The organism is Providencia sp., assembly GCF_003533305.1.
Classification (GTDB): Bacteria; Pseudomonadota; Gammaproteobacteria; order Enterobacterales; family Enterobacteriaceae; genus Providencia.
This window is the reverse complement of sequence record NZ_DOEH01000003.1, coordinates 12,801-38,880: the sequence shown is the minus strand read 5'-3', so window position 1 is coordinate 38,880 and position 26,080 is coordinate 12,801. Positions and strand designations below refer to the sequence as shown.

21 protein-coding genes are annotated in these 26,080 nt (G+C 37.8%); 6 read left to right on the top strand and 15 right to left on the bottom strand.

What is annotated here, in order from left to right:
* Positions 1 to 182 precede the first annotated feature (182 nt).
* Complete coding sequence (locus tag DD649_RS00700; RefSeq protein WP_294101412.1) at positions 183 to 1,181, top strand: helix-turn-helix domain-containing protein; 999 nt, start codon at positions 183 to 185, stop codon at positions 1,179 to 1,181.
* Positions 1,182 to 1,661: a FidL-like protein gene (locus tag DD649_RS00695; protein WP_294101410.1), complete on the top strand. Its 480-nt coding sequence runs from the start codon at positions 1,182 to 1,184 to the stop codon at positions 1,659 to 1,661. It begins immediately after the preceding gene.
* 104 nt (positions 1,662 to 1,765) lie between these two features.
* On the opposite strand, the gene DD649_RS00690 is transcribed toward DD649_RS00695, so the two are convergent.
* The 7 genes from DD649_RS00690 to DD649_RS00660 all read right to left on the bottom strand — a co-directional run bounded on the left by DD649_RS00690 (position 1,766) and on the right by DD649_RS00660 (position 8,172).
* Complete coding sequence (locus tag DD649_RS00690) at positions 1,766 to 2,620, bottom strand: hypothetical protein (RefSeq protein WP_336428592.1); 855 nt, start codon at positions 2,618 to 2,620, stop codon at positions 1,766 to 1,768.
* A 65-nt stretch (positions 2,621 to 2,685) separates the two neighbouring features.
* Positions 2,686 to 3,216, bottom strand: coding sequence for a fimbrial protein (locus DD649_RS00685; protein WP_336428591.1), 531 nt, complete (start codon positions 3,214 to 3,216; stop codon positions 2,686 to 2,688).
* Positions 3,216 to 3,707, bottom strand: a complete 492-nt coding sequence (locus DD649_RS00680; protein ID WP_294101406.1) for a fimbrial protein — start codon at positions 3,705 to 3,707, stop codon at positions 3,216 to 3,218. Before DD649_RS00680 ends, DD649_RS00685 begins: the two co-directional genes overlap by 1 nt.
* Before the next feature lie 11 nt (positions 3,708 to 3,718).
* On the bottom strand, positions 3,719 to 4,210 hold the full coding sequence (locus tag DD649_RS00675; protein ID WP_294101404.1) for a fimbrial protein: 492 nt from the start codon (positions 4,208 to 4,210) through the stop codon (positions 3,719 to 3,721).
* 10 nt (positions 4,211 to 4,220) lie between these two features.
* The gene (locus DD649_RS00670) at positions 4,221 to 4,958 is read right to left on the bottom strand and encodes a fimbria/pilus periplasmic chaperone (protein WP_294101402.1); all 738 of its coding nucleotides are present in this window, start codon (positions 4,956 to 4,958) and stop codon (positions 4,221 to 4,223) included.
* A gap of 33 nt (positions 4,959 to 4,991) precedes the next feature.
* Positions 4,992 to 7,481 carry a fimbria/pilus outer membrane usher protein gene (locus tag DD649_RS00665; protein WP_294101400.1) on the bottom strand — a complete coding sequence of 830 codons (2,490 nt, stop codon included), beginning with the start codon at positions 7,479 to 7,481 and terminating at the stop codon, positions 4,992 to 4,994.
* Positions 7,482 to 7,578: 97 nt separating this feature from the next.
* The gene (locus DD649_RS00660) at positions 7,579 to 8,172 is read right to left on the bottom strand and encodes a fimbrial protein (protein ID WP_294101398.1); all 594 of its coding nucleotides are present in this window, start codon (positions 8,170 to 8,172) and stop codon (positions 7,579 to 7,581) included.
* A 968-nt stretch (positions 8,173 to 9,140) separates the two neighbouring features.
* Here DD649_RS00660 and zur point away from each other — a divergent pair.
* Positions 9,141 to 9,656, top strand: a complete 516-nt coding sequence (gene zur / locus DD649_RS00655) for a zinc uptake transcriptional repressor Zur (RefSeq protein WP_336428585.1) — start codon at positions 9,141 to 9,143, stop codon at positions 9,654 to 9,656.
* Between the two features lie 271 nt (positions 9,657 to 9,927).
* Here the strand turns inward: zur and lexA are convergent, their stop codons facing one another.
* Positions 9,928 to 10,545, bottom strand: coding sequence for a transcriptional repressor LexA (lexA, locus tag DD649_RS00650; RefSeq protein ID WP_294101394.1), 618 nt, complete (start codon positions 10,543 to 10,545; stop codon positions 9,928 to 9,930).
* A 136-nt stretch (positions 10,546 to 10,681) separates the two neighbouring features.
* On the bottom strand, positions 10,682 to 11,056 hold the full coding sequence (locus tag DD649_RS00645; protein WP_294101391.1) for a diacylglycerol kinase: 375 nt from the start codon (positions 11,054 to 11,056) through the stop codon (positions 10,682 to 10,684).
* Positions 11,057 to 11,182: 126 nt separating this feature from the next.
* Between DD649_RS00645 and plsB the strand changes: the two genes are divergently transcribed.
* Positions 11,183 to 13,699 carry a glycerol-3-phosphate 1-O-acyltransferase PlsB gene (gene plsB / locus DD649_RS00640; protein WP_294101388.1) on the top strand — a complete coding sequence of 839 codons (2,517 nt, stop codon included), beginning with the start codon at positions 11,183 to 11,185 and terminating at the stop codon, positions 13,697 to 13,699.
* Between the two features lie 105 nt (positions 13,700 to 13,804).
* On the opposite strand, the gene ubiA is transcribed toward plsB, so the two are convergent.
* The 3 genes from ubiA to pgi form a co-directional block, all read right to left on the bottom strand.
* Positions 13,805 to 14,659: a 4-hydroxybenzoate octaprenyltransferase gene (ubiA, locus tag DD649_RS00635; protein ID WP_294101385.1), complete on the bottom strand. Its 855-nt coding sequence runs from the start codon at positions 14,657 to 14,659 to the stop codon at positions 13,805 to 13,807.
* Between the two features lie 36 nt (positions 14,660 to 14,695).
* Positions 14,696 to 15,217: a chorismate lyase gene (gene ubiC / locus DD649_RS00630; protein WP_294101383.1), complete on the bottom strand. Its 522-nt coding sequence runs from the start codon at positions 15,215 to 15,217 to the stop codon at positions 14,696 to 14,698.
* 246 nt (positions 15,218 to 15,463) lie between these two features.
* Positions 15,464 to 17,110, bottom strand: coding sequence for a glucose-6-phosphate isomerase (gene pgi / locus DD649_RS00625; RefSeq protein ID WP_294101380.1), 1,647 nt, complete (start codon positions 17,108 to 17,110; stop codon positions 15,464 to 15,466).
* Positions 17,111 to 17,464: 354 nt separating this feature from the next.
* On the opposite strand from pgi, the gene lysC reads away from it, so the two are divergent.
* Positions 17,465 to 18,841, top strand: coding sequence for a lysine-sensitive aspartokinase 3 (gene lysC, locus DD649_RS00620; protein WP_294101377.1), 1,377 nt, complete (start codon positions 17,465 to 17,467; stop codon positions 18,839 to 18,841).
* Between the two features lie 142 nt (positions 18,842 to 18,983).
* Here the strand turns inward: lysC and DD649_RS00615 are convergent, their stop codons facing one another.
* From DD649_RS00615 to metH, 3 genes are all read right to left on the bottom strand, one after another.
* Positions 18,984 to 20,462 carry an SEL1-like repeat protein gene (locus tag DD649_RS00615; RefSeq protein ID WP_294101374.1) on the bottom strand — a complete coding sequence of 493 codons (1,479 nt, stop codon included), beginning with the start codon at positions 20,460 to 20,462 and terminating at the stop codon, positions 18,984 to 18,986.
* Between the two features lie 205 nt (positions 20,463 to 20,667).
* Positions 20,668 to 21,255: a hypothetical protein gene (locus DD649_RS00610; protein WP_294101369.1), complete on the bottom strand. Its 588-nt coding sequence runs from the start codon at positions 21,253 to 21,255 to the stop codon at positions 20,668 to 20,670.
* A 70-nt stretch (positions 21,256 to 21,325) separates the two neighbouring features.
* Entirely contained in the window at positions 21,326 to 25,012 is a 3,687-nt protein-coding gene (gene metH / locus DD649_RS00605; protein ID WP_294101367.1) for a methionine synthase, read from the bottom strand.
* A 209-nt stretch (positions 25,013 to 25,221) separates the two neighbouring features.
* Here metH and iclR point away from each other — a divergent pair, with 209 nt between their 5' ends.
* Entirely contained in the window at positions 25,222 to 26,052 is an 831-nt protein-coding gene (iclR, locus tag DD649_RS00600; protein WP_294101364.1) for a glyoxylate bypass operon transcriptional repressor IclR, read from the top strand.
* Positions 26,053 to 26,080: the final 28 nt, after the last annotated feature.

Below are 26,080 nucleotides of genomic sequence, written 5' to 3'. Positions count from 1 at the left end.
CTACTAGTCTACAAAAAAGCTCATCGCTCAATACTTGCAGTTAATCGGTTCCCTATTTAGACTATATAAATAACAATAAAATATAAAAATTAATTTATCAAAAAATAAAATTTAACTTAAACTGAGCACTAGGTTTTAGTGACTCTGCTATGCCATTTTAAATTAGAGAGCACACAAAATTTATGATTGAAGAACATGATTACACTATCGATAATAAATTTGTTTTTGAACAAAAAACAAGTCGTATCTACCTGAAAGATGACCAAAATCAAAACATTGAATTATCAAAACCTGCCGCTCGATTATTTAATGAGATTATTTTATTAAATATGAAAAAAGGAATTGCAACTCGAGATGAGCTTCTCACAAATGTATGGGAAGAATATGGACTTGTCGGCTCAAATAATAATTTAAACACTTATATCAGCGAGATACGAAAAAAACTCGAAATTGTGGGTATTGATCCTAAATCTATTGTCACTGTCCCTAAAAAAGGATTTCGTATTGATAGCCATCTCTCTAAATTTGAGATGGAAGATAGTGATAACACAATTCTATGTGAAGAATTTAATACCCAGCATGATGATAAATTAGATTTTTATGATAATCTTCCACCCCCTCCACTATTAAAAGCAGAGACACCCCCCGTACATTTATTGATTGAACCTGAAACACATAATGCGGAACAAAATCCTACAGAACAAAAAATCATAGAAAATCAATCTATTAAAATTAAAAACGCCTCACATGAAAGTATTGAAAACGACAATATTTTTTCTGATGATAAACAACACGTCATCATAAACAGTAACAAGAAAAAAATAGCCCGAGCTCTATTATTAAGCTTTTCAATAATAGTGATTTTAACTTCAATTTATATGTTATTCGATTCACCAGTAGAGGATAATATTGTAGGGAAAAGTTATCTTACTGTAAGTAAAAGAGATAATTGTATAATACAAACCCCGACTGACATGGTAGGAAAAACAACAAGCGATAATATAAATTTTGTTAATAAAAAACTAGAAAAATATAATATATCTTGTGATGAACCAAAACGCGTTATTATTTTATCTGATTTAAACTATACTTACTCATTTGATAAAAATATTGCTATCAGTATCTGTAAAGAAAAAAACAATAAATATGATTGTGTATCAATTAATGACCAGAGAATTTAAATGAAAAAATATATTGCCGCATCCATTATTGTTGTCACCACTGCTTTAGTTTCAGCTGCCGTCGTAAATAAAAGAAATGACAATATAAAAATTTGTCATTCTGAAGTTGTGTGGATTAAAGATAATGGCACGCCAGACGGCATCAGTTTAAAGTCAAAAATGAGTATACTGACATCCAATGATAATCAAGGCAGAATCAATGTTTACGGCTATATTAAAGATAAAGATGCAACCTACCGATTAGATAGAGCAATTTACTTTAATTATCAACCTGTTGATAAAAAAGGTAACTATGCAGTTAATTTCACCTCTTCATCAATTACAACCTCTGATAATACTCCCGATGATTTATTCTCAAACTTCATTCAATTAGAACAAGATAAAATAAAGTATTATGTCAACATTACAAAAATGGAAGACAATATTTATATTCTAAAAGATGAAGCTTATTCTTCTTTTACATGTCATGTAGAAAAATAACATCAAAATAAATTGAAAAAAAAGCCTACCAACAATTACGTTTAAGTAGGCAAAACCGTCAACATGGGAAAACGGATGAATACAAAACTTTTCTGCTAACTAGATCATGGAATAGTCATAACGAGGGTAATACGACCACTAAATTTACCAGGTGCTACTGAGCCACTTGTTCTTAATATAGATTTAACTATTATTGGCGTACCTCTGTTAGCTCGAGCAGAAACAAGAACACCAACTGACGCAGGTTGATCATTAAGCGTAACCATAGACTGCAATTCATTATTAGGACGCAAGCTGACATAATTTTGCTGCAAGTTTGAAGATACTCTCACGCCCATATCCTGATTACACAAAATACTGAACATACTTGATACCGTATTACCATTGAGTTCATCTGCATTCAAACTTCCATGATCGAGCTCAAGTGTATTATTCTCGACAGACGCAAAATAACATTTACCCGCAGGTGGTGGGGCAATACCGCAAATTCCCCCCGGTAACATTTTAGATAACCCATCACGTTGCTTATCCCCTAAAAAAATCCCAACACATTCGTCTGTTTTAATCGTCCCACTATGTTCACTCATTCCTGTTTTAGGAAAAGTTAGTCCACATTGGTCCCTTGCATCGGCAATAATGGCTTCCATTGTTCTATAGGTTGCAAAATTAATACGACAATCCCATGCTATACGTGACGTAACACCACCTGTGTCTTTACCTGAGTGCAAATGGTTTATTGTAAAATAACATTTTTTAGCACCATCAGCTCCCAAGACAGAAACACAAGGGTTACCTTCCGTTGGAGAACTGGCTTTCCAATAATCAAATTGAAAATAATACTTATGGCTACTACCGCTGCTAACAACTTCTTCCACATAGGAAAAATAAGTTGAAGCGTAACTAAAAAAAGTCATAAAAAATAACGGTACAAATAATAACTGCTGTATTCTTTTTCCCATTTCAGTTCTCTTTTTATTTAGTTAAACATCTAATTCCAACACGATATGGAATGTTGAGAATGAAATCATTCATATTCAAATAGAAAAGTTGCTGTGGCGACAATATGCCCAGCTTTAATTTGCTTATTGCTAATGGACTCTGGTGTTGCCTTTAAAAAGGTATTAAATCTCAGTTCATTTTTCCCCGCTTGTATTAACGGAAGCAAAGATGAAAATTGATTAATTTTAACGGCGGTCCCATCGACTAATTCAACACCAATACCTAAACCTTGATTATCAGTACCACTTAATGCTAAAAAACCTAATAATTGATTATGCTCAGCACCTGAAAATTTAACTTTCATTTTCTTAGCGATAGTTAAATCACAGTTAGACAAAACTAGAGTAAGTTCCTTTCTTGGAAACTGAAAGCTAGAGTCATAAATATCTAATAATCGAATATCACCAAAATCGACTTCCACATTCTTATCAGCGGGCATCACGACACAAGGTGCATTAACCAACGACCCTTTCACTTTGACATTATTGGTGGCGGCTAAAGAGAGATGACTTGCAAGAAATCCGAATAGCGCAATAAACAAAATTTTACTTTTCATTATTGATACTCCACAAGTAATGTGGCATTGGCGACAAAATCACCCGTATTTAATTCGCTGTTACCATTTTTAACTAATACAGCCCAAAGAATACCTGGAGAGCTTGGGTTAATGAGATATTTTTTGCCAAGATCTAATTCTTTATCCGCTAATTGAAACTTAACTGCTAGATTATCAACACCAGTACTTAATCCATTAATATCAAAAGTGCTTTTAACACCGCTAAGCATTAAGTACATCGCCCAATTATTTTTGTTTTCTTCACATTGAATCTGATAATTAACTTGTCGTTTTTGATCGTTACCTTGAATTGATTTTATTGAAACATTGCCAAAATCAACTTCAATTTCTTTCCCATCATCAATACGACAAGGTGGTGGTGTAATCAAATTACCTTTAATTGTAATAGCAGTTTCGTTATCTTTTGCTATTGAAACAAAAGATAGAAGCATCAATAAGGCTATACCAACAATGTTAGTCATGTTTTGCATATCTCTCACCCTTATTGATATTCAACTTTAAGTGTTGCATTAGCGGTAAAGCTTTTTGCAGGTAGTTCAGAGCCGCTTTTTTTAACTAAAACAGCAGCCAATGCAGGAGGATTAGCAAAACTAAAACTACGCCTACTCTTAAGTGGTAAATCATTAGTGTCCGCTTTAAAAAGTACACCTAATTCATTCACACTGGTTTTTAATAAACGCTGATCGAACGTTGCTGCTACTCCATCAACGAAAATATTAAGCTTAGGCTTGCTACCATCCTTGCAGGTAACAGTATAGTCAAATGGTTGTTTATAAAATTCATCTTGGACACGTGTCGTCATAACATCACCAAAATCAATTTCAATTGTCTGCCCACCATTAATTGAACATGGTCTTGCTAATACTTCCCCTTTAACCTCAACGTATAAAAACCCTGAGAATCCAAATGCACCTGTGGCATTTAAGGCCAGTAAAAACAAACATACCTGAGTTAACTTCTTAATGGGCATCATAACGTCAACCTTATTTTCTCGGTATCACAGTGCACTCAGTTGCACCACAGTTGAATTTCAAATCAACGGTGCCACCAAAATCATTGAGATAAACTAAAGTAGGCGATGAACCAATATCACCAGCGGATTTTCCTAAACTTATTTCACCACGAGGCGGAACCATAACAGGTTCAAAGTTTTCAGTATCCGTAGCACCTTTTTTCAATTTAGTTATTGATAAAAAGAAAGGTGATGGATTTTTAACAATATAATTACCACCTTGTTTCGCGATTTTTATTTCATTTTCCTGAGGAATAATATCCATTCTTTCTTTTGTAGAAATCGCAGTCGGGCGATAAAAAAGCTTAATTTTAGTCTGCAAAGCGATTTGTAAAACATTAGCTTTATCACTACGCGGCGGTATTTCTCTCACATTCAAGAAATAAACACTTTCCCTATCTTTTGGGAGTTGTGCAACCGCAGGAATAGCTTGAATTTTAATCTGACTCTTTGAATTAGCTTCCAAGCGATGTACCGGAGGCGTAACAATAAAAGGTGAATTTACTTTTTCGTCTTTATCGTTTTCTATCCATGTTTGCGCTAAATACGGGCTTGTTTTGTGTTCATTGGTTAAGCCAACACTCACAGATTTATCATTTTCATTATAAATAACACGTGTTCTATCGAGTGCAATCGCTGAATAAGCAGATTGAACAAGTAAAGAAGTACTTATTACTGTTATTATTCTGACTTTATTTAAAAGTTTCATATTTTCACCGTTGACGTTAAAACATATTTATAATTATCGACATGGCAGTAATATAGTATTTGCCATTGTACTATCTATTTTTTCAGGCAGTTGAATATGGCATGTGGTTTTATCACCCCAATTCACCTCAAGCGCATCTGATGGGTTAATACCCGCTAAATAAACAAATCCATTATCTGAAACAATCCCTACTTCAACCTTTTTATCATTCACAACTGAAGCACCAAATGGTGGATAACTATTATCTGCAAGACTGATTGTCCCTAATAATTTTTCACCTTGTATCACATTAAATTTACGATAACCGATGGCACCTTCAGTTAATGTTGCATACTGTGTTGACTGTATTGCTTCTGCGTTATCTGGCACATTTTTTAAATCAATTTTTAAGTTATTACGATTATAATCCATAACACTGGTTATCACCGCTTTACCATACCGATTTGTTTTTACTGGTGTCACACCATTTTGAATAGGGATGCCTTCAATTCCATTTGTATCAACTAAAATTCTTGAGCCGCCGCTAATCGAATTATTACGATGTAATGCCCCACCTTCTGGGGTCATCGTAAAACCACCTTTTAACTGCATGGATAGCGTTGATTGGTTATCTTGAATATAGGTTCCGTTGACATTCACCTGAGTTGTATCCCCATCATAGTTATACATACCTGATGTGGTGATTTTTTCTTTATCCCAAGTCCCTGTTGAAACAGAATAAGAGCTACGATTATCAATACGATTATAGTAATTTACATTATTGCTATGGTTGTTACCGCTATAAGATCCTGAGTAACTAATACTGGAGTCATTATTTTCTAGTGGTAAATTTAAATTTAAATAAATACCATCATCATCACTATCGCGTGATTTGGTTTTATAAGCCGTCAAACTTAAGCTAATATTTTTCATCTTACCGAAATCAAAATAATTAGAAATTGTCACGTTATACTGATTCGTCGAAGCTCTATTCCAAAAAGTTTGATGCGAATAATTTAAATACATATTGGTATTATAATCAGGGAATGCCGTACCAAATATAATTGTATATAATTCTTTACCACTATCAACCGTATCACCATTATAGCGACGACTAATAAACTGGCTCATATTCATGTAGTTTCGTTCGGAGAATCGATAGCCCGCAAAAGTAATTTGACTGTTAATTTCATCAAACTGCTTGGAGTAAGTTAAATTATATGAATTACCAGTGAGTGTTCGGTTATTATCTAAACTCCCCATTACAGCTCGAGATATATTCAAGTTCGCAGATAGCACACCAAATGGTGCAAGGTCACGACCAAAACCAATCGCCATATTTTGGTAGTCAGACGATCCTAAAACACCACCATAAAACGTTGTATTATTTGTTGCACCCCATGATAAGGAACCTAAGCTAAATGCCGGACCTTGAGTGCTATGCTCACCTTTACTTGGCTTACCAACAACAAATTGATAAATAAGCTGTCCTGGGCGCGTTAATGTACCCAATCGAGAGGTCTCTACCTGATAATTTGTAGTACTACCATCTTGTTCTTGAATAGTGACATCCAAAGTACCGCCACCAAACGAGTTTACATCCTGAATACGAAATGGTCCCGGACTCACTTCAGATTGATAAACTATGCGGCCATCCTGCCTAACAATAATAGTTGCGTTAGTCTTAGCTACACCCGCAATTTCTGGTGCATAACCTTGTAAACGCGGTGGCAACATAGATTCATTAGTTTCTAAACTGGCACCAATATAACGAATACTGTCAAACAACGTTGAGGATAAGTATTGCTCACCAATGGTTAAGCGTGAATTCAATGCACGGATAGCGCGATATAAATAAAGTTGGTTCCAAGCCCATGACTGGTTACCTTTATTTAAATCACCTTGTTGAGCTTGCCAATCTGCTCTTAGGCGCCATGCACCAAGGTTAGCACCCATGGTACCTGTTGCTGTTACGCCAGATTCCGTTCCTTTATCACCTTTTTGTTTATTCACTACACGGCCTGTAGCATTGTAATCAATAAAGGCACCTAAAATACCGTCATCCCAACGAGAAGGCGGATCCCAATCAGGGTCTTGATATTCCATAAAAGCTTGGGGAATGCTAATACTCACCACATTCTTCGCTAAATCGCCTTGAATGCTCATTTCAGGAATAGTACGGATATCCAAACATTTTCCATCATTTAACCATTTTATTTTAGCGCTCCAATCATTTTTTAATCCCAATAATTCATAGATTTCGGGCGTAATACAGGCTAAAGAAACCTTATCATCGTAATTAGGATTAAAAAATATAATTGGTTGTTCAATCGCCACCTTTACACGGTTAACTTCAATAGCAAGAGAATAATTTCCAGGCGGGACGTAATTAGCATGAGAGAATTTACTGAAATCAACATTTTCTGTGCCTTCAGCTTCTAAAAAGTCTGTATTAAAATCGACAGATTCTTCAGAAAATGCAAGCATAGGCGTTAACATTAAAAGCATTAATTTTGTAATTAAATTGATTTTCATGCTTTTCATTAAATAATGCCGCCAATTAAAAACAACAAAATAAAAAATAAGCTAGAAACATATGGCGTAAATAACGCCACATGTTTCAATCTAAATAAGCTTAAGCTTATTGGTAGATGATTTTGAAGTTAGCAACAGTGTCAAAACGACCAGTAGTTGCTTTTGCATCTGCAGCTTCGTTACCTTTAACATAAGCCGCGAAATGCAAAGTTGTTTCTGAGCCATCACCATTGTTTAAAGCATAACCAGTACCAGTTCCTGGGAATTCTTTACCAAATTCAACAACTTTGTCAGAACCATTAGTGATAACGATACCTGCATTTTTCACTTTTCCACCTAAGCCTAATAAATCACCTGTAAAGCCAGTGAAACCAGAAATAGTAGAACCTGTGAAAGTGATTTTCGCGTTTTTGTAAGTTTCAGTTGAGCAATTTTTTAATACGATATCAAAATTTTTGCTATCTGAACGGAATTGGTTAGAAGTCAGTTCATGTAAAGCAATTTCACCGAAATCAACAACTTGTTTCAAGTTATCGGCATCAATTGAGCATGGAACATCATTAATAAAGCCAATAAAACGAACTTCACCTTGTGAACTTTCAACTGTTGCAGGTACAACTGGATCTTCTGCTAATGCAACACCAGAAACACCGACACCAAAACCAAGAGCTAGAGTTAATGCTAATTTATTCAGTTTCATAAACGTTACCTTTAAATAAGTAGGAAGAAGCTTCCTCTTTACTGATTTTTATTGGTAAATAATTAAGTTCATTTACTTAATCGATTTAACCTTGAAATTATTCCAGCAATCCGACTTTGTTAATTTCACTCAGGTTAGAGGTGTATATATAAATAAGATCCATCTTATTTATCGTTTTATTAAAAAGACCAGAACTCATAAAGCCAACATTCTCATTTATAATAATTATTAAGTTTCTCTCATAATTATTGAAAATTGATATAGAACACTTAATGAGTTTTTTACATATACCGTTTGATATTTTCTGATGTCAATTCTACAACTTCGATATTTATTGTCAAAAAAGACACACGAAATGAGTTTATACAGCTTTAAGTTTCAACAAAAAACGCCAGACCAGAGTTACAAACTAAAAACATGATAAAATACATAAATCAAAGTAGTTATTTAGAATAATTTATATAAAACATTCTTTTTTATTTATAAAAATTTCAAAATATTTCAAAAAAACACAAAAAATAAAGCAATATTTAAATCTATATAGATAGTAAAACTTGAATTAAAACTCCAATTAAAATCAAACATCAAGACCAATAGATAAAAACAGTCGTATAATGAATACTTATAGTTTGTTTTATAAAAATTGCTCAGATAAGTCTCAATTAGAAATTGGTTCAAAACGTAACATAACATTTCTATCAAATGTTTATTAAAAGTTAAATATTTGGTGCGAATTGTTTATCGCATGTATCACCCGGATAAATAATAGATAAATAATAGATAAATAAAAAAATATAAACTCCACCCTATATTATTTTTTATATTTCTTTCTATTTTCAAATATACTTATTATTACTTACCGTTCACCATGAGTACCCTTTGTTGCTTTCAGTCTCTATCACTAACAAAACTATGGTAAACTTGTGAGTAACAGACGTTTCAGTTTTTCAAGGTTGGGAACAAGTAAGATGAAAAAAATGAACGAAGAAATGTTGCTTGTGATGGCTGAAAGAATTTGCCAGTCAAGAGGTGTTAGATTGACACCACAACGAGAAACCGTTTTACGCCTAATAGCGAAACAGCACGGGGCTATCAGTGCCTACGACTTATTAGACCTATTACGTGAAGTTGAACCTCAAGCAAAACCCCCTACAGTTTACCGTGGCCTTGAATTTTTAATGGAACAAGGCTTTATTCATAAAATTGAATCAACAAATAGCTACGTTATTTGCCATCATGTTGACAACCCTAGTCATATTTCAGTCATGCTGATTTGTGATATCTGTGGAAGTGTCACTGAAAGTGATTGCACAACAATTGAAGTTGCGATTATTAATTTAGCAGGAGAGAATAAGTTTCATCTAAGGCATACCGTAGTAGAAAACCATGGATTATGTCATGAATGCTATGAAGTGAATGCTTGTCAAGACCATGACCATTGTGAGCATAACCATGAACAACAAGCCATTATAAAGAAGAAGTGAGTGCTGTTATAAAAATATACCGATAGAAAACGCGCCTATAACGGCATTGGTATAAGAGTGTTATTATAAAATAATTGCTATAAAACCCTTGTTGAAAAACTAAGTTCGAGATTTAAAAATTTCACTTAATATCTAGCCAACTGTTCACTTTAGTAAACTAGATATTAAAGCAATAAAAGCACGCGGGCAGACGCCACTAAGAAATAACTAACATCAGAGTGAAATCTGCCAGCCAAAATTCAGATACTTAAAGCAAAACGAATACAGTCTACTAATGCCAATCACTATTACGAATCACCCCAACAGCAAGGCCTTCAATAGTAAAGTTTTGCTGACGTAAATCGATAATAATAGGTGAAAACTCAGAGTTTTCAGCCAGCAATTCAACTCGGTTACCTTGCTGCTTAAAGCGTTTTACCGTCACTTCATCTTCAATACGTGCAACCACAATTTGACCATTATGAACGTTTTGTGTTTTATGCACTGCAAGTAGGTCGCCATCCATAATACCAATATCTTTCATTGACATGCCGCTGACGCGTAATAAAAAATCAGCATGTGGTTTGAATAACTCAGGATCAACCTGATAATGACTTTCAATGTGTTCTTCTGCAAGCAAAGGTTCACCTGCTGCAACTCGGCCTATTAACGGTAAGCCAGGGTTATCATTAGCTTCTTCCATCAGCAAACGAATACCTCTGGAAGCACCAGAAACTATTTCGATTACACCTTTACGAGCTAAGGCTTTTAAGTGCTCTTCTGCCGCATTAGGTGAACGAAAACCTAGGCTTGCTGCTATTTCAGCACGTGTAGGTGGCATGCCTGTTTGCGCGATGTGATCACGCACCAGGTCATAAACCTGTTGTTGTCGAGCCGTCAGTGCTTTCATTCCGTTCCCCTGTTTGTTTATACAGTCAGACTGTGAGTATATACAGGTAAATTGAGATTTGAAACAGTTAAATCACTGAACTTAGGCATTTACTATCTATTTAGGTTCTTTTGTTATGTTTCAGGGCCTTTCAAGACTAGATGGTAAAATAACGCTGCCATAAAACAATTACCCAAACAAATAATGCTAAACCAATACTGATAAAAACAGCCGCAGAACCGATATCTTTTGCTCTACCCGAGAGTTCGTGATATTCACTCCCCACACGATCAACCACAGCCTCAATTGCGCTGTTAATCAACTCAACAATTGCCACTAACACAACAACACTGACCAATAAAATTCTATCTATATAGCTAATATCTAAATAAAAAGCGATAATAATCGCAATAATTGCTGCGACCGATTCTTGCCGAAAAGCAGCTTCATTTATCCATGCGGCTTTTAGACCTTTAAGGGAGTATCCCGCGGCTTTTATTACTCGGGTTAAACCCTTATCTTGATTCGCCATATTTATTCCTTAAAATTTGCAAACAATAATCGTTTTTTGCGGTCAAAGTGAATTCTCAGTAACAGATTTGCCAGTTGATTTCTGGTATGATTGCGAAGCATTGTTAACAAGAGGCTATAATCATTTATGTCACTATGGCGTAAAATATATTACAACATGTTGAATTTACCACTTAAATTATTGGTAAAAAGTAAACTAATTCCATCGGACCCAATTACTGAGCTGCAATTGGATACAAATAGGCCTACGCTTTATGTATTGCCATACCACTCTAAGTCCGACCTCCTAACGCTACGTCACCAATGTTTAGCCATCGGTCTACCTGACCCGTTAATTGATAATGACATCAATGGTATTAAATTACCTGCCTATGTATTTATCGATGATGGCCCACGTGTTTTTCGTTACTATTCTCCGGATCCACGTAAAGAGTCAGTGAAAATATTCCATGCTTATTTAGATTTGCATCGTAATAATCCAAATTTAGATATTCAGATGCTACCTGCATCCGTGATGTTTGGTCGCTCGCCAGGACGTGAAGGTCATACACCAACACCGCCGTTAAAGCTGCTCAATGGTATCCAGAAATTCATTGCCATTCTTTGGCTCGGGCGCGATAGTTTTGTTCGTTTATCACCGATTGTCTCAATCGGAAAAATGGCGCAAGACCACGGTACCGACACCATTATTGCCAATAAACTTGCGCGAGTTGCTCGGATCCACTATTCACGCCAACGGTTAGCCGCGGTAGGACCTAAGCTTCCTGTACGCCATGAACTGTTCAATAAACTGCTCACGTCAAAAACAATTGAAAAAGCGGTTGAAGATGAAGCGCGCAGTAAAAAAATTCCACTCAAAAAAGCGCAACAAAATGCGGTTAATATGATGGAAGAGATAGCGGCAAATTTTTCTTACGAAGCTGTTCGCTTATCGGATAGAGTCCTAAGTTGGACTTGGAACCGACTCTATCAAGGAATAAACGTTCAACACGCTGAACGAGTCCGCCAGCTTGCGCAAGATGGCCATGAAATTGTTTATGTTCCATCCCATCGTAGCCATATGGACTATTTACTGCTTTCCTATGTGCTTTATCACCAAGGGCTCGTTCCACCCCATATCGCGGCAGGTATCAACCTCAACTTTTGGCCGGCAGGACCTATTTTCCGTCGTCTAGGTGCCTTTTTTATTCGTCGCACATTTAAAGGCAATAAACTCTATTCAACAATATTTCGTGAATATTTGAGTGAATTATTTGCCCGGGGCTATTCAATAGAATACTTCGTTGAAGGAGGTCGCTCACGTACAGGTCGTTTATTAACGCCTAAAACAGGTACGTTATCGATGACATTACAAGCAATGCTGCGTGGAGACTCACGTCCAATCACTATTGTGCCTATTTATATTGGCTATGAACATGTGATGGAAGTCGGTACCTATGCAAAAGAGCTACGGGGCGCAGAGAAAGAAAAAGAAGGTTTCCTTTCGATGATTCGAGGTTTGCGTAAGTTACGCAACTTAGGACAAGGTTATGTCAACTTTGGACAGCCGATTTCTCTATCTCAATACCTGACTCAACGCGTACCTAATTGGCGTGATTCCATTGACCCTATTGAACCGCAACGCCCATCTTGGCTAAACCCAACAGTTGGCGCACTGGCAGATAATATCATGGTCAATATTAACAATGCCGCCGCGGCGAATGCCATTAATCTTTGTTCAACCGCTTTGCTTGCTTCGCGCCAACGTTCTTTAACCCGTGAGCAACTTATCGAACAAGTTGAGTGCTATCTGCAACTATTGCGCAATGTGCCTTATACTGCCGACGCGACTACGCCGAACAAAACGGCGGAACAGTTGCTCGAACATGCATTGCAAATGGATAAATTCGAAGTCGAAAAAGACAGTATGGGGGATATTATTATCCTGCCTCGTGAAAATGCCGTCTTAATGACATATTACCGCAACAATATCCATCACCTACTGGTATTACCTTCGTTGATTACCAGTATCGTTCTGCACCATGAGCGCATTAGTCGCCAAGATATCCATTTTCAGGTAGGGCAAATATACCCGTTCCTTAAAACTGAACTGTTTATGCGTTATGACAGTGAGTCTTTAGCAGAAACCGTGGATACCTTGATTAATGAGCTAAGTAATCAGAAACTTATCGGCTTACGTGATGACGATATGGTAGTACTGAATCCACGCCGTATTCGACCATTACAATTGTTAGCGGCAGGTGTCCGTGAAACACTACAACGCTATGCAATTACACTTTCTCTACTCAGTGCTAGCCCAGAAATAAGCCGGAACACTTTGGAAAAAGAAAGTCGTATTTTGGCTCAACGTTTATCTGTTCTTCATGGTATCAATGCACCTGAATTCTTTGATAAAGCAGTATTTTCTACACTGGTTGATACCTTAAAAGAGCAAGGCTATATCGATAACGATGAAAATGACATTTTCACAGCAAATGCGAAGAAACTTTACGCCGTCATTGCCCGTTTAATGTCACCAGAAATTCGTTTAACGATTGAAAGTGTCGGCCAAACAGATGAGCTTTCTGAACCTAAAAAGATACCCGTTATTGAAAGTAAAGTTGCCGAACAAACAGCTGAAGTGAAACCTGAACCAAAAGAATAACGTGATTTTTAGTCTGTTATCTTGTTAGATAATTAGAATAGCAAAAGGGTAATGCGTCATGGCATTACCCTTTTTTATTGTCCGTTTATTATCTTCCTAATACTGCTAGAAATAACTCACAACAATACCGATAAATAAAATAAGACCGACATAGTTATTATTCAAAAAAGCTTTGAAACAAGGAGCACGTTCACGATTAACCATTAATTTTTGCTGATAAATAAACAGCGCTAACACAAAAACTAATGATATATAATAAGCCGTTCCTAAGTTTGCTAAAGAGCCTATTACAATCAATAAGCCAATCATTAAAAGCTGCAATCCACCAATAATGACCTTGTCATAACGTCCAAATAAAATTGCCGTCGATTTCACACCAATTTTTAAATCATCGTTACGGTCAACCATCGCATACTGGGTGTCATAAATAACCGACCAAAGAATATTAACTAAAAACAATAACCAACAAACTAAAGGCAGCGATTCACTGACGGCAGAAAATGACATTGGAATCGACCAACCAAATGCCGCACCTAAAACAACCTGAGGTAAATGACTAACACGCTTAACAAAAGGATATACCCACGCTAATGCAAGACCCGCGATGGATAACCAAATAGTCATTGAGTTTAAGGTCAATACCAGTAAAAACGAAAGGCCAACTAGACCCACAAATATGATTTTGGCTTCTTTTTCGGTGACATCACCACTCGGTAAAGGCCTGTGTTTTGTTCTTTCCACATGCCCATCAAAATGGCGATCGGCAAAGTCATTAATAACACAGCCAGCAGCGCGCATGAAAAATACACCTGCGGTGAAAACAATTAAGATATGCAAACTAGGTGTACTTTGAGCCGCAATCCATAGTGCCCAATACGTCGGCCACAGTAATAACAGTGAGCCAATGGGTCTATCAATACGCATTAAACGGCTGTATGCATGCCATTTACTTAGCGTCATACTTCCCTCCACTTTGTCGTGCTCCTTTCTTACTTATTATTTAATAATATATGCAGGTGATTCAGGTAAAAATATTTCTGTTAATAATAAGGGTTTATCTGACAGTCTTAGCAAGGAACGACGAACCCAACGACTCGCACTAGAGCCAATATGAATATAATCTCGAGTGAGATTATCACGACTAAATAAATAACGCCCTAATGGTACTCTGCCGATATCAACTAACTGTTGGTCATCATCGGTGAGTGTTTCTTCTGGGATAAGCGTTCTTCCTAACAACCATGGGATATTATCCCCATACATGATCACTTCTCTTAACCAATAACGCTGACTTGCCGGTAAACATTTGGCCTCTTCTGCACTCAACATTTCAGGTGACACATAGCGTTCTAAATAAGGTATCACAGTGACTTGTCGGCTATGTTGTTCAAATCGTTGAGTCATAGAGCCAAGTTCTAATAACCAATTAAGGGTATTGGCTGGCACTAATTTATCATTATCTTTATCATCCTCTGGCAACCAATGAATCGGGTGAGAGGTAAAAAGCGTTTCATCCATTACTTAAATTTCCACCATAAAATACATGGTTTAGTTATCTTATTTCTTATTAAGTAGGATATCACGTTGTTTTGCTGCAAGGTTAAAGTTAGCTAACAATTTATATAAAAAGTCACATATTCAACACGAATTGTAAAAAACAAGTTAATATAATATTAATTAATAATGAGTTAGAGATATAAATAAATCATTAATATTGAAACAGCCTGTGTTTAAACAGACTGTTTCAGCGAAAAACCTAATCCATTAACGCCAGATTTTATAGCGGTTAATCAAGCCATTTGTCGAACTATCATGACTCTCTACAGCATCACCATCTTCTAACTCAGGTAAAATACGGCTCGCCAGTTGTTTACCTAGCTCAACGCCCCATTGGTCAAAGCTGAAAATATTTAAAATAGCGCCTTGAGTGAAAATTTTGTGCTCATACATAGCAATCAATGCACCCAGTGAATAAGGCGTAATCTCTTTTAACAAAATAGAATTTGTCGGTCGATTACCTTCAAACACTTTATATGGCGCAACATATTCCATCTCTGCAACATTTTTACCTTGCGCCGCAAACTCTGCATCAACAACTTCACGCGTTTTACCAAACGCTAACGCTTCTGTTTGGGCAAAAAAGTTAGAAAGCAGTTTTTCATGATGATCGCCCAACTGATTATGCGTCACTGCAGGTGCAATAAAATCACACGGGATCACTTTTGTACCTTGATGGATCAACTGATAGAAAGCATGTTGGCCATTAGTGCCAGGTTCGCCCCAAATAATTGGGCCCGTTTGATAAGAAACAGGGTTGCCATCGCGATCAATATACTTACCATTTGACTCCATATTACCTTGTTGGAAGTATGCCGCGAAGCGATGCATGTACTGATCGTATGGCAGAATCGCTTCAGTTTCTGTTCCAAAAAAATTGTTATACCAAATGCCAATCAGAGCCAATAACACTGGAATATTATTCTCAAGCTCTGTAGTCGTAAAATGTTTATCCATAGCATAAGCACCGTCCAGTAATTGAACGAAGTTGTCATAACCTACAGATAAAATAATAGACAGGCCAATAGCTGACCACAGAGAATATCGACCACCAACCCAGTCCCAAAACTCAAACATATTGTCAGTATCAATACCGAATTTTTCCACTTGCTCCGCATTGGTTGATAACGCAACAAAGTGTTTAGCAACATGCTTTTCATCTTTTGCGCTCGCCAATAACCAATCACGGGCAGAGTGCGCGTTCGTCATTGTCTCTTGTGTGGTAAATGTTTTAGAAGCAATCAAAAATAACGTAGTTTCTGGATTAATATTTTTCAATGTTTCTGCGATTTGAGTGCCATCAACATTCGACACAAAATGCATATTTAAATGATTTTTATAAGGACGTAGTGCTTCCGTTACCATGAATGGACCAAGATCAGAGCCACCAATACCAATATTCACTACATCAGTAATCGCTTTACCGGTATAACCTTTCCACTCGCCACTAATGATGCGCTGACTAAACTGGCTCATTTTTTCCAGCACTGCATTGACATCTGGCATCACATCTTTGCCATCAACGTAAACAGGCGTGTTATCACGATTACGCAATGCCGTGTGTAATACCGCTCTATCTTCCGTACGATTAATTTTTTCACCATTAAACATACTTTTGATTGCATCTTGCAGCTCAGTTTCTTTGGCTAATGCAATAAGCTTATCTAACGTTTCTTGGGTAATTCTATTTTTGGAGAAATCCACCAACATTTGGTCATCAAATGTCGCTGAAAATTTAGTGAAGCGGTCTTTATCTTGGGCAAATAAATCACGCATATGAACTTCTTTCATTTGGTCGAAATGTTGTTCTAACGCACGCCATGCTGCCGTCTGGCTTGGATTAATACTTCTCATAAATAACTCTCTCCAAACAATTTTAAATAATAATAGATTGTAACCCGTCAATGAAACGAGACTTATCGGTTTTCTGCGTTCTAGTGATATTCCTCAATTATGGCCTATTTAGCCAGACCTAATTACATCTAACCCTAAATAATTCAAGCTCAGAGTCATCAACAGCTATGTGACTTGAGGTATAACGAGTATATCGAGAAAACAAATAATTAATTACCTATCATTAGAATTACTGATTTCCATCGATTCTTCATTGACTGAGCCCATAGAACCCGATATTTCTATACTTAGAGTCTAAGCGCCATTTTAAATATATAAAGCATAAGAACACGTTTATCTAAAGGGATTGAAATCATGAATACTGCCGTACCTTCACCAGACAATAGTCAGTTTGTTATCGCAAAATTTGGCGGAACTAGTGTCGCAAATTTCGACGCAATGAATAAAAGTGCCGATATTGTTCTATCCAACCGTAATGTGCGTGTAGTGGTGCTGTCTGCATCCGCAGGCATTACCAACTTACTGATAGAACTGGCTGAAGGTTGTGATGCAGATAAACGTAACGAGCTACTGCAAAAAATCAAAGAAATTCAATATGCGATCATTGATAAACTACAAACCGCAGATATTATTCGTGAAGAAGTAAATCGCTTATTAGAAAATATTGCCCATCTAGCCGACTCCGCCTCACTTGCCACATCTGATGCCCTAACAGATGAAATGGTCAGCCATGGCGAGTTGATGTCAACATTGTTATTTGTTGAGGTTTTACGCCAAAGAAATACTAACTCACAATGGTTTGATGTCCGTAAAGTGATGAGAACCGATGAAAACTTTGGCCGCGCAGAACCAGAGCTTTCCCAATTAAAAGCGTTAGCTCAACAACATTTATACCCTCGCTTAGCCGATGCAGTAGTGATCACTCAAGGCTTTATTGGCCGTGACCAAAAAGGCAGAACGACCACTCTCGGCCGTGGCGGTAGCGATTATACGGCAGCACTACTTGCTGAAGTCCTAGACCTTTCTCGCGTTGACATATGGACCGACGTACCCGGAATCTATACCACAGATCCTCGTGTCGTACCGAATGCAAAACGTATCGATGAAATTGCCTTTGATGAAGCAGCTGAAATGGCCACTTTTGGGGCAAAAATTCTTCATCCAGCCACATTGCTACCGGCCGTAAGAGCAGGTATACCTGTGTTTGTTGGCTCAAGCAAAGCACCAGAAGATGGCGGAACAATTGTATGTGATAAAACTACCAACCCGCCACAATTTAGAGCATTGGCATTACGTCGTAAACAAACATTACTTACGCTGCATAGCCTTAAAATGCTCCATGCACGTGGTTTTCTTGCTGAAATTTTCACCATTTTACTACGTCATAATATCTCAGTTGACCTCATCACTACTTCTGAAGTCAGCATTGCACTCACGCTTGATACGACGGGTTCAACAGGCACTAACGGCAGCTTATTAACCAATGCCTTAATGACTGAACTATCCGCACTATGCCGTGTTGAAGTTGAAGAGAATCTTGCGTTAGTTGCCATCATCGGTAATGAACTTTCACAAGTGAATGGACTTGGTCGACAAATATTTGGAGCTTTAGAATCATTTAATATTCGCATGATAAGCTACGGCGCAAGTAGCCATAATATCTGCTTATTAGTGCCAGGGGATGATGCTGAAGAAATTGTTCGCACACTGCATAGTAATTTGTTTGAGTAATAACGATTTAGTATTCCTAAAAATATAGACGGTATTCATGACCGTCTATATTTAAGTCTGCCACTGCCTTAAAACCAAGCCAATACACAGCCTTATTGCATATTCAAATATGAGGTAATCATTATGCTAATTTTAATTCAGATTAAACTTTATTAGATTTACTTTTCATCAAAATTTTTTGTAAATCATCGGTATATTGCAATTCATTTGCTTTTACCTTTGTTTCATTTTTGAGCAATGTCAAATTCTGTTTTGCTTTAGTATTGCCTAACTTTTCTGCACGTTCAAACCACATTACAGCGCGAAAAATATTTTTATCGCCCCCAATACCTCTTGCATACATCACCGCTAAATTATTTTGAGCGTCACTGTTTTCTTTAAAAGCCGCTTTTTCCCATAACTCTCGCGCTTTACGTGGATCTTGCGAAACCCCAGTACCCGTTAAATAAAACACCGCTAATTGATTTTTTGCATCAATACTATTTTCTTCTGACAATTGAAGCCAATCGACAATATTCTTAATATCAATGTCTTTCAAACCGCCCGCTAAATAAAGCGATGCAAGCTTAAGCTGCGCCGGCGTAATATCGTCATCTGCCATACTGAGATACCATTCAACGGCTTTAGCATTATCTTGTTTTACTCCCCCCAACCCTTTTTCATAGAACTCAGCCACTTTCATGCCTGCTTCCGATGACTCATTGAGAGCAGCACGTTGATACCATGCAAAAGCTTCCACTAAATCCAGACCAACGCCATCACCATTCTCATACGCTTTTGCCATCGCTAGCTGGCCCGATGTATCGCCTTGCAAAGCCGCTCTTTTATACCAATAAATTGCTTGATAACTATTTTTTTCGATTAGAGGATGGCCTTTTTGATAAAAATCACCCATGTTTGTTTGAGCAATTGCCGAGCCCATATTGGCAGCTTGTCGATATAAATAAATGGCAGTTGCATCATCTTTTTCAAGCCCTTCACCATTCTCATACATCACGGCAAGATTATTAAAGGCTGCTGATATGCCATTTTCAGCACTTTTCTCATACCATTCACGGGCTTTTTGATAATCAACGTCGCCCCCTAAACCATCATGATAAAACATACCTAACGCAAACTGAGCGTGCGCTTGCCCTTGCTCTGCCGCTTCCGAATACCATGCCTTGGCTTGCTTATCATCTTCTTTGACCCCTAGACCACGTTCATATAAAAATCCCATGGCATATTGGCAATAGGCGTCACCTTTCTCTGCACCTTTGCGGTACCAATTTGCGGCTTCAGTGTATTTCTTCTGGTTTTGTAATAACATACCGAGGTAATAATCACCATCCGTGTTATCTAAATCAGCGACTTTTTTAAACCAGCGATAGGCGATTTTATCGTCAGCCTCTAAAAACTCAGTCCCATCCATATAAGCAATGCCGATATCAATCATCGCATTCACATCGCCATTAGATGCCTGTGTCATTTTCTTTTTAAATTCAGCAGGAAAATCATTCTGTTTTGTTTGTACTAAGAGGGTCTGAGATTTTTCTTTTATTGAGTCCCCTTTTACAGATTCAGCTTGTGTAAAAGGGATATAGCTAATACACAGACCCAGCAATAGATGGTGTAATTTCATCGATTTAATCCATTAACTAGAATGATGTTATTAACATAACACCTCAATAAAAAAATCATAAGGGACTCAAGCTTAAAATAATGAAATTGAGCAAGAATAGCGGATAAAAATTCAGGCAGCTAACCACTCAATACTCCAAGACCTTAGCTGCACTGAACAGTCATATTTACAAGTAAGAAGCCAAATCAAAAATAAACACTATCGATTAATTAACTCGATAACCACCATGTTTACTGGCAAATAAATTAAACTTGCCCCATTCGATGAATATCACTTCTAGTTTTGGATGGCTAATATTACACAAACTTGAAATCTGAGAGATCACAAAATGATTTTCTTTAATTAACTCAGGCGAAAAAGTCTCTGCAATCAATCCACTTTCTTTAGATGTCACTAACCAGCCATCATTAGTCGAAAACTTATGTACCGGTATCATCCCATCTTTAGCACTTTCTTGAGATAACAGTTTATCTTCATCTTTTTGTGCTTGATGAAAAGCCGTAATTTCCTCATCAGAAGGTAGAGGTTCTACTTTTTCTTGCTCTTCAAGAAATAAATAGATTTCTTCTGCTCTCGCCGGAGTTAACTCACTTCTTAACCATATCTGATTAAAACAGTGTTCATTGAGTGAATCATCTGTATCAAGCTTATCCATAATTTGTAAAATACTCATCATGGCGCTTACAGCATCTTCACTCAATATGAACGTTTCTGGCGCTGCACTATTTTGAATCTGATAAGGAAAAACTGACGCTGATGGTAGTTTTTCTTCAATAATAAATTCATAGCTCATCATTTGGCCCCTTTGAATGTCATAGCTATAAGATGGTGCCTAATGCATGAAAAATCAATCCACTGATCCATTAGTCCTCCGGGTCATAACCTAAATTAGGTGCTAGCCAGCGCTCAAGTTCAGTCACTAACATCCCTTTACGCTTTGCATAATCTTCGATTTGATCTTTCTGTAGTTGCGCCACCGCAAAATATTTACTATCAGGGTGACTAAAATACCAACCCGATACCGAAGCTCCCGGCCACATCGCAAATGAGCTCGTCAATTTCATGCCGACCTGCGTTTCAACGTCCAGTAACTGCCAAATCTTTTCTTTCTCAGTATGTTCAGGACAAGCCGGATACCCTGGAGCAGGCCGTGTTCCTTGATAATTTTCACGAATGAGCTCTTCATTACTCAAATTTTCATCTGCGGCATAGCCCCAATAACGCATTCTTACTTGCTGATGTAAATATTCTGCAAATGCTTCCGCCAATCTATCTGCTAATGCTTTAAGCATAATTTTATTATAATCATCATGCTCATTTTCATATTGCTCAGCCAGCGCGTCTTCTTCTAAACCACCAGTCACGGCAAATGCACCGATATAATCGGCCTTACCACTCTCTTTAGGTGCAACAAAATCCGATAAGCAATAATTTGGAAAATCAGTTTTCAATGTTTGCTGACGTAAATTAAGCCCAACAGCCTGAACGCTATCACGCAATGAAGAGTGATAAATTTCAATATCATCCCCTACACTGTTTGCTGGAAATAAACCAAAAATACCTTTAGGCGTCAGCAGTTTTTTCTCTGCCAACATATCTAACATCTCATTGGCATCAGCTAATAACCTACGAGCTTCAGAGCCCACTACTTCATCATCTAAAATTCGCGGATATTTACCCGCGAGAGACCACGTCATGAAAAAAGGAGTCCAATCAATATAATGGCGCAATACCTCAATAGAGGCTTCTACTTCTTGAACACCTAAGAAATTAGGTACAGGGGGCTGATAATTTGTCCAGTCAATTTTTACCGAATTCGCACGCGCAACATCAAGAGAAACAGGCGGTGTTTTTGGCCTACGGCGCCCATGTTGCTGACGGACGGTTTCATATTCGCGACGTGTACGTTCTATAAATTCTGGTTTTTTTATTTCAGAAAGTAATGCAGAAACAACCCCAACGGTACGAGAAGCGTTAGAGACATAAGTGGTTGGCCCACGAACATAATTAGGTTCAATTTTAACCGCAGTATGTGCTTTAGAAGTTGTTGCGCCGCCAATTAATAATGGCAGTGAGAAACCTTGCCTTTCCATCTCTTTAGCAACATGTACCATTTCATCAAGGGATGGTGTTATTAGCCCAGACAAACCAATAATATCGACATTTTGCTCGCGGGCGGTTTTTAAAATAGTTTCGCACGGCACCATAACGCCTAAATCAATGATTTCATAATTATTACATTGTAAAACTACACCAACAATATTTTTCCCGATATCGTGTACATCGCCTTTCACTGTCGCCAGTAGGACTTTACCTGCACTGCTACTCGACTGTTTTAATTCATTAATATACGGTTCTAAATAAGCAACAGCTTGTTTCATGACTCGGGCGGATTTCACGACTTGTGGCAGAAACATTTTTCCTTCACCAAACAGGTCTCCTACCACGTTCATTCCGTTCATCAAAGAACCTTCAATGACTTCAATTGGACTTGTTGCACGTGCTCTCGCCTCTTCCGTATCTTGAACAATAAATTCAGTGATACCTTTAACCAAGGCGTACTCTAAGCGTTTTTCAACTTCCCAACTTCGCCACTCTGCTTGCTGTATTTGTTGTTCTTCTGACCCTGTCGAGCGATATTTTTCTGCAAGCTCTAATAAACGCTCAGTACCATCATCCCGACGGTTTAAAATGACATCTTCAACTGCATTTTTTAACTCTGAGGGTAAATCATCATAAATGGCTAATTGCCCCGCATTTACGATCCCCATATCCATGCCATTTCGAATCGCGTAATACAAAAAAACCGCATGGATAGCTTCACGAACAGCATCATTTCCTCTAAATGAGAATGATACATTGGATACACCACCTGAAATCATCGCATACGGCAGTTGTTGTTTAATATCTTTACAGACTTCAATAAAATCAACCGCATAGTTATTATGTTCTTCGATACCCGTCGCTACCGCAAAAATATTAGGATCGAAAATAATATCTTCAGGTGGAAAACCAACGGTTTCAGTTAATATTTGATAAGCACGGCGACAAATCTCAATTTTTCGTTCACGAGTATCCGCTTGCCCAATCTCATCAAAGGCCATAACAACCATTGCAGCCCCATACTTACGTACTAATTTAGCATGTTCGATAAAAGCGGTTTCTCCTTCTTTCATCGAAATAGAGTTAACAATCCCCTTACCCTGTATACACTTAAGACCTTTTTCAATAACCTCCCATTTAGAGGAGTCAATCATAATCGGCACACGAGAAATATCAGGTTCACCGGCAATTAAGTTCAAAAATCGCACCATTGCAGCATGAGAGTCCAGCATTCCCTCATCCATATTGATATCAATAATCTGTGCGCCACTTTCAACTTGTTGACGAGCAACATCTAACGCTTCTTGATAGTTTTCTTCTTTAATTAAGCGTTTAAATTTTGCTGACCCGGTGACATTAGTACGCTCACCCACGTTAACAAATAATGATTTTTGCCCAATATTAAGTGGCTCAAGGCCCGCTAATCGACATTCAATCGGTAATTCAGGGAGCTGCCGTGGTGCCAAACCTTTGACTGCTTCAGCCATTTTTTGAATATGCAAAGGCGTGGTTCCGCAACAACCCCCGACTATATTCAAGAATCCGGCTTGCGCCCATTCATGAATTTGCGCAGCCATATTTTGTGCATCAAGATCATATTCGCCAAACGCATTAGGTAAACCTGCATTTGGGTGAGCGCTTACATAACACTCAGAAATTCTAGATAATTCAGCGATATATTGACGTAGCTCATCAGGGCCTAATGCACAATTAAGGCCAAATGATAATGGCTGTGCATGACGTAAAGAGTTATAGAAGGCTTCGGTCGTTTGCCCAGATAGCGTTCGACCTGATGCATCGGTGATCGTGCCAGAAATCATCACGGGCAAATAAATATTGAGTGCTTCAAATTCACTTTCTACCGCAAAAATAGCTGCTTTGGCGTTTAACGTATCGAAAATGGTTTCGATCATGATTAAATCAACACCACCATTAATTAAAGCGCGCGTTGATTCACGATAAGCATCCACCAGCAAATCGAAGGTCACATTTCTAAATGCAGGGTCATTAACATCGGGGGAGATCGAGGCAGTTCGGTTAGTTGGACCTAAAACACCCGCGACATAACGTGGCTGCTCTGGTGTTTTGCGCGTCCATTCATCAGCACATTCACGCGCAATCTGCGCAGCAACCTGATTAATTTCAGCGGAAAGAGCTTCCATTCGGTAATCAGCCATCGCGATTGGCGTCGAGTTAAATGTATTGGTTTCAATAATATCCGCGCCAGCTTCAAAATATTGGCTATGGATCTCACGGATAATATCCGGTTGCGTCAGTACGAGAAGATCATTATTACCTTTTAGATCGCTAGGCCAATCAGCAAATCTTTCACCGCGAAATTGTTCTTCGGTTAATTTATGGCGCTGGATCATCGTTCCCATAGCACCATCGAGGACTAAGATGCGCTTCTTTAATTCTTGTTCTAATTGTTTGATTTTACTGGACACTGCACTGCCCTCCTGAAATCGGACACCCAAATAATAAGTTAAATTTTTCGCTCTCACATCCTATCACAACTTTCAGTTAGAAAATTTATCGCTGTGATGAGAGTTTCTCAGGTTGCCTCCAGATCTAATTTCTCACTGATCCGATGAGTATTTTCAGGGGAAATCATTCATAATAGAAACAAAAATACATTCCAGTCAGGAGAGACTTAATGGCGACTGCACCAATTACAAAAAAATTAAAAAAGGCAAAAGGCCCTGCCAGCGGCGCTACAGCAGCAGGACAAGTCCAATCATTAAGTCGTGGACTGACACTTTTGGAATATATTTCTGAATCAACTGGCGGTATTGCATTAACCGATATCGCTCTTCAATCAGGTTTACCTAACTCAACCACTCATCGCCTACTGATGACGTTAGAGCAACATGGTTTTGTACGCCAGACAGGCGATTTAGGACTGTGGGTCATCGCATCTAATGCATTCATTATCGGCAGTAGTTTTCTTGAAAGCCGCAACTTACTCGCACTTGTACATCCAATATTACGTCGTTTGATGGATGGATCTGGTGAAACGGTTAATTTAGCCATTCTCGATCGCAGTGAATACGATGCCGTGATTGTTGATCAGGTTCAATGTAATGCTTTGATGAGAATGTCGGCACCGATTGGTGGCAAGCTCCCATTACATGCATCGGGAGCAGGTAAAGCTTTTATTGCGAACCTTACCGAAGAAAAACTATTTTCGCTACTCAGTAAAAAAGGCTTACACGCCTACACGCCTCATACATTAACTAATCCTTCTGCATTAAAAGAGAATCTACAACAAGCTAAAAAACAAGGATTTTCTTATGATGATGAAGAACATGCCCTTGGTTTACGATGTATCGGAGCTTGTATTTACGATGAGCATAAAGAGGCCTTTGCTGCTATTTCAATTTCAGGCCCCCTATCTCGTATCACTGATGACCGAATTACCGAGCTCGGCGCTATGGTCATCAAAGCAGCAAAAGAAATCAGCCGTGAATATGGTGCGAACCGTTAATTAAATATTCACAGAGACTTAAATGGAT

Coding starts and splice junctions, on each gene's coding strand:
- DD649_RS00700 (WP_294101412.1), top strand. CDS start 183: ATGATTGAAGAACATGATTACACTATCGATAATAAATTTGTTTTTGAA.
- DD649_RS00695 (WP_294101410.1), top strand. CDS start 1,182: ATGAAAAAATATATTGCCGCATCCATTATTGTTGTCACCACTGCTTTA.
- DD649_RS00690 (WP_336428592.1), bottom strand. CDS start 2,620: ATGGGAAAAAGAATACAGCAGTTATTATTTGTACCGTTATTTTTTATG.
- DD649_RS00685 (WP_336428591.1), bottom strand. CDS start 3,216: ATGAAAAGTAAAATTTTGTTTATTGCGCTATTCGGATTTCTTGCAAGT.
- DD649_RS00680 (WP_294101406.1), bottom strand. CDS start 3,707: ATGCAAAACATGACTAACATTGTTGGTATAGCCTTATTGATGCTTCTA.
- DD649_RS00675 (WP_294101404.1), bottom strand. CDS start 4,210: ATGATGCCCATTAAGAAGTTAACTCAGGTATGTTTGTTTTTACTGGCC.
- DD649_RS00670 (WP_294101402.1), bottom strand. CDS start 4,958: ATGAAACTTTTAAATAAAGTCAGAATAATAACAGTAATAAGTACTTCT.
- DD649_RS00665 (WP_294101400.1), bottom strand. CDS start 7,481: ATGAAAAGCATGAAAATCAATTTAATTACAAAATTAATGCTTTTAATG.
- DD649_RS00660 (WP_294101398.1), bottom strand. CDS start 8,172: ATGAAACTGAATAAATTAGCATTAACTCTAGCTCTTGGTTTTGGTGTC.
- zur (WP_336428585.1), top strand. CDS start 9,141: ATGAAAAAAATGAACGAAGAAATGTTGCTTGTGATGGCTGAAAGAATT.
- lexA (WP_294101394.1), bottom strand. CDS start 10,545: ATGAAAGCACTGACGGCTCGACAACAACAGGTTTATGACCTGGTGCGT.
- DD649_RS00645 (WP_294101391.1), bottom strand. CDS start 11,056: ATGGCGAATCAAGATAAGGGTTTAACCCGAGTAATAAAAGCCGCGGGA.
- plsB (WP_294101388.1), top strand. CDS start 11,183: ATGTCACTATGGCGTAAAATATATTACAACATGTTGAATTTACCACTT.
- ubiA (WP_294101385.1), bottom strand. CDS start 14,659: ATGACGCTAAGTAAATGGCATGCATACAGCCGTTTAATGCGTATTGAT.
- ubiC (WP_294101383.1), bottom strand. CDS start 15,217: ATGGATGAAACGCTTTTTACCTCTCACCCGATTCATTGGTTGCCAGAG.
- pgi (WP_294101380.1), bottom strand. CDS start 17,110: ATGAGAAGTATTAATCCAAGCCAGACGGCAGCATGGCGTGCGTTAGAA.
- lysC (WP_294101377.1), top strand. CDS start 17,465: ATGAATACTGCCGTACCTTCACCAGACAATAGTCAGTTTGTTATCGCA.
- DD649_RS00615 (WP_294101374.1), bottom strand. CDS start 20,462: ATGAAATTACACCATCTATTGCTGGGTCTGTGTATTAGCTATATCCCT.
- DD649_RS00610 (WP_294101369.1), bottom strand. CDS start 21,255: ATGAGCTATGAATTTATTATTGAAGAAAAACTACCATCAGCGTCAGTT.
- iclR (WP_294101364.1), top strand. CDS start 25,222: ATGGCGACTGCACCAATTACAAAAAAATTAAAAAAGGCAAAAGGCCCT.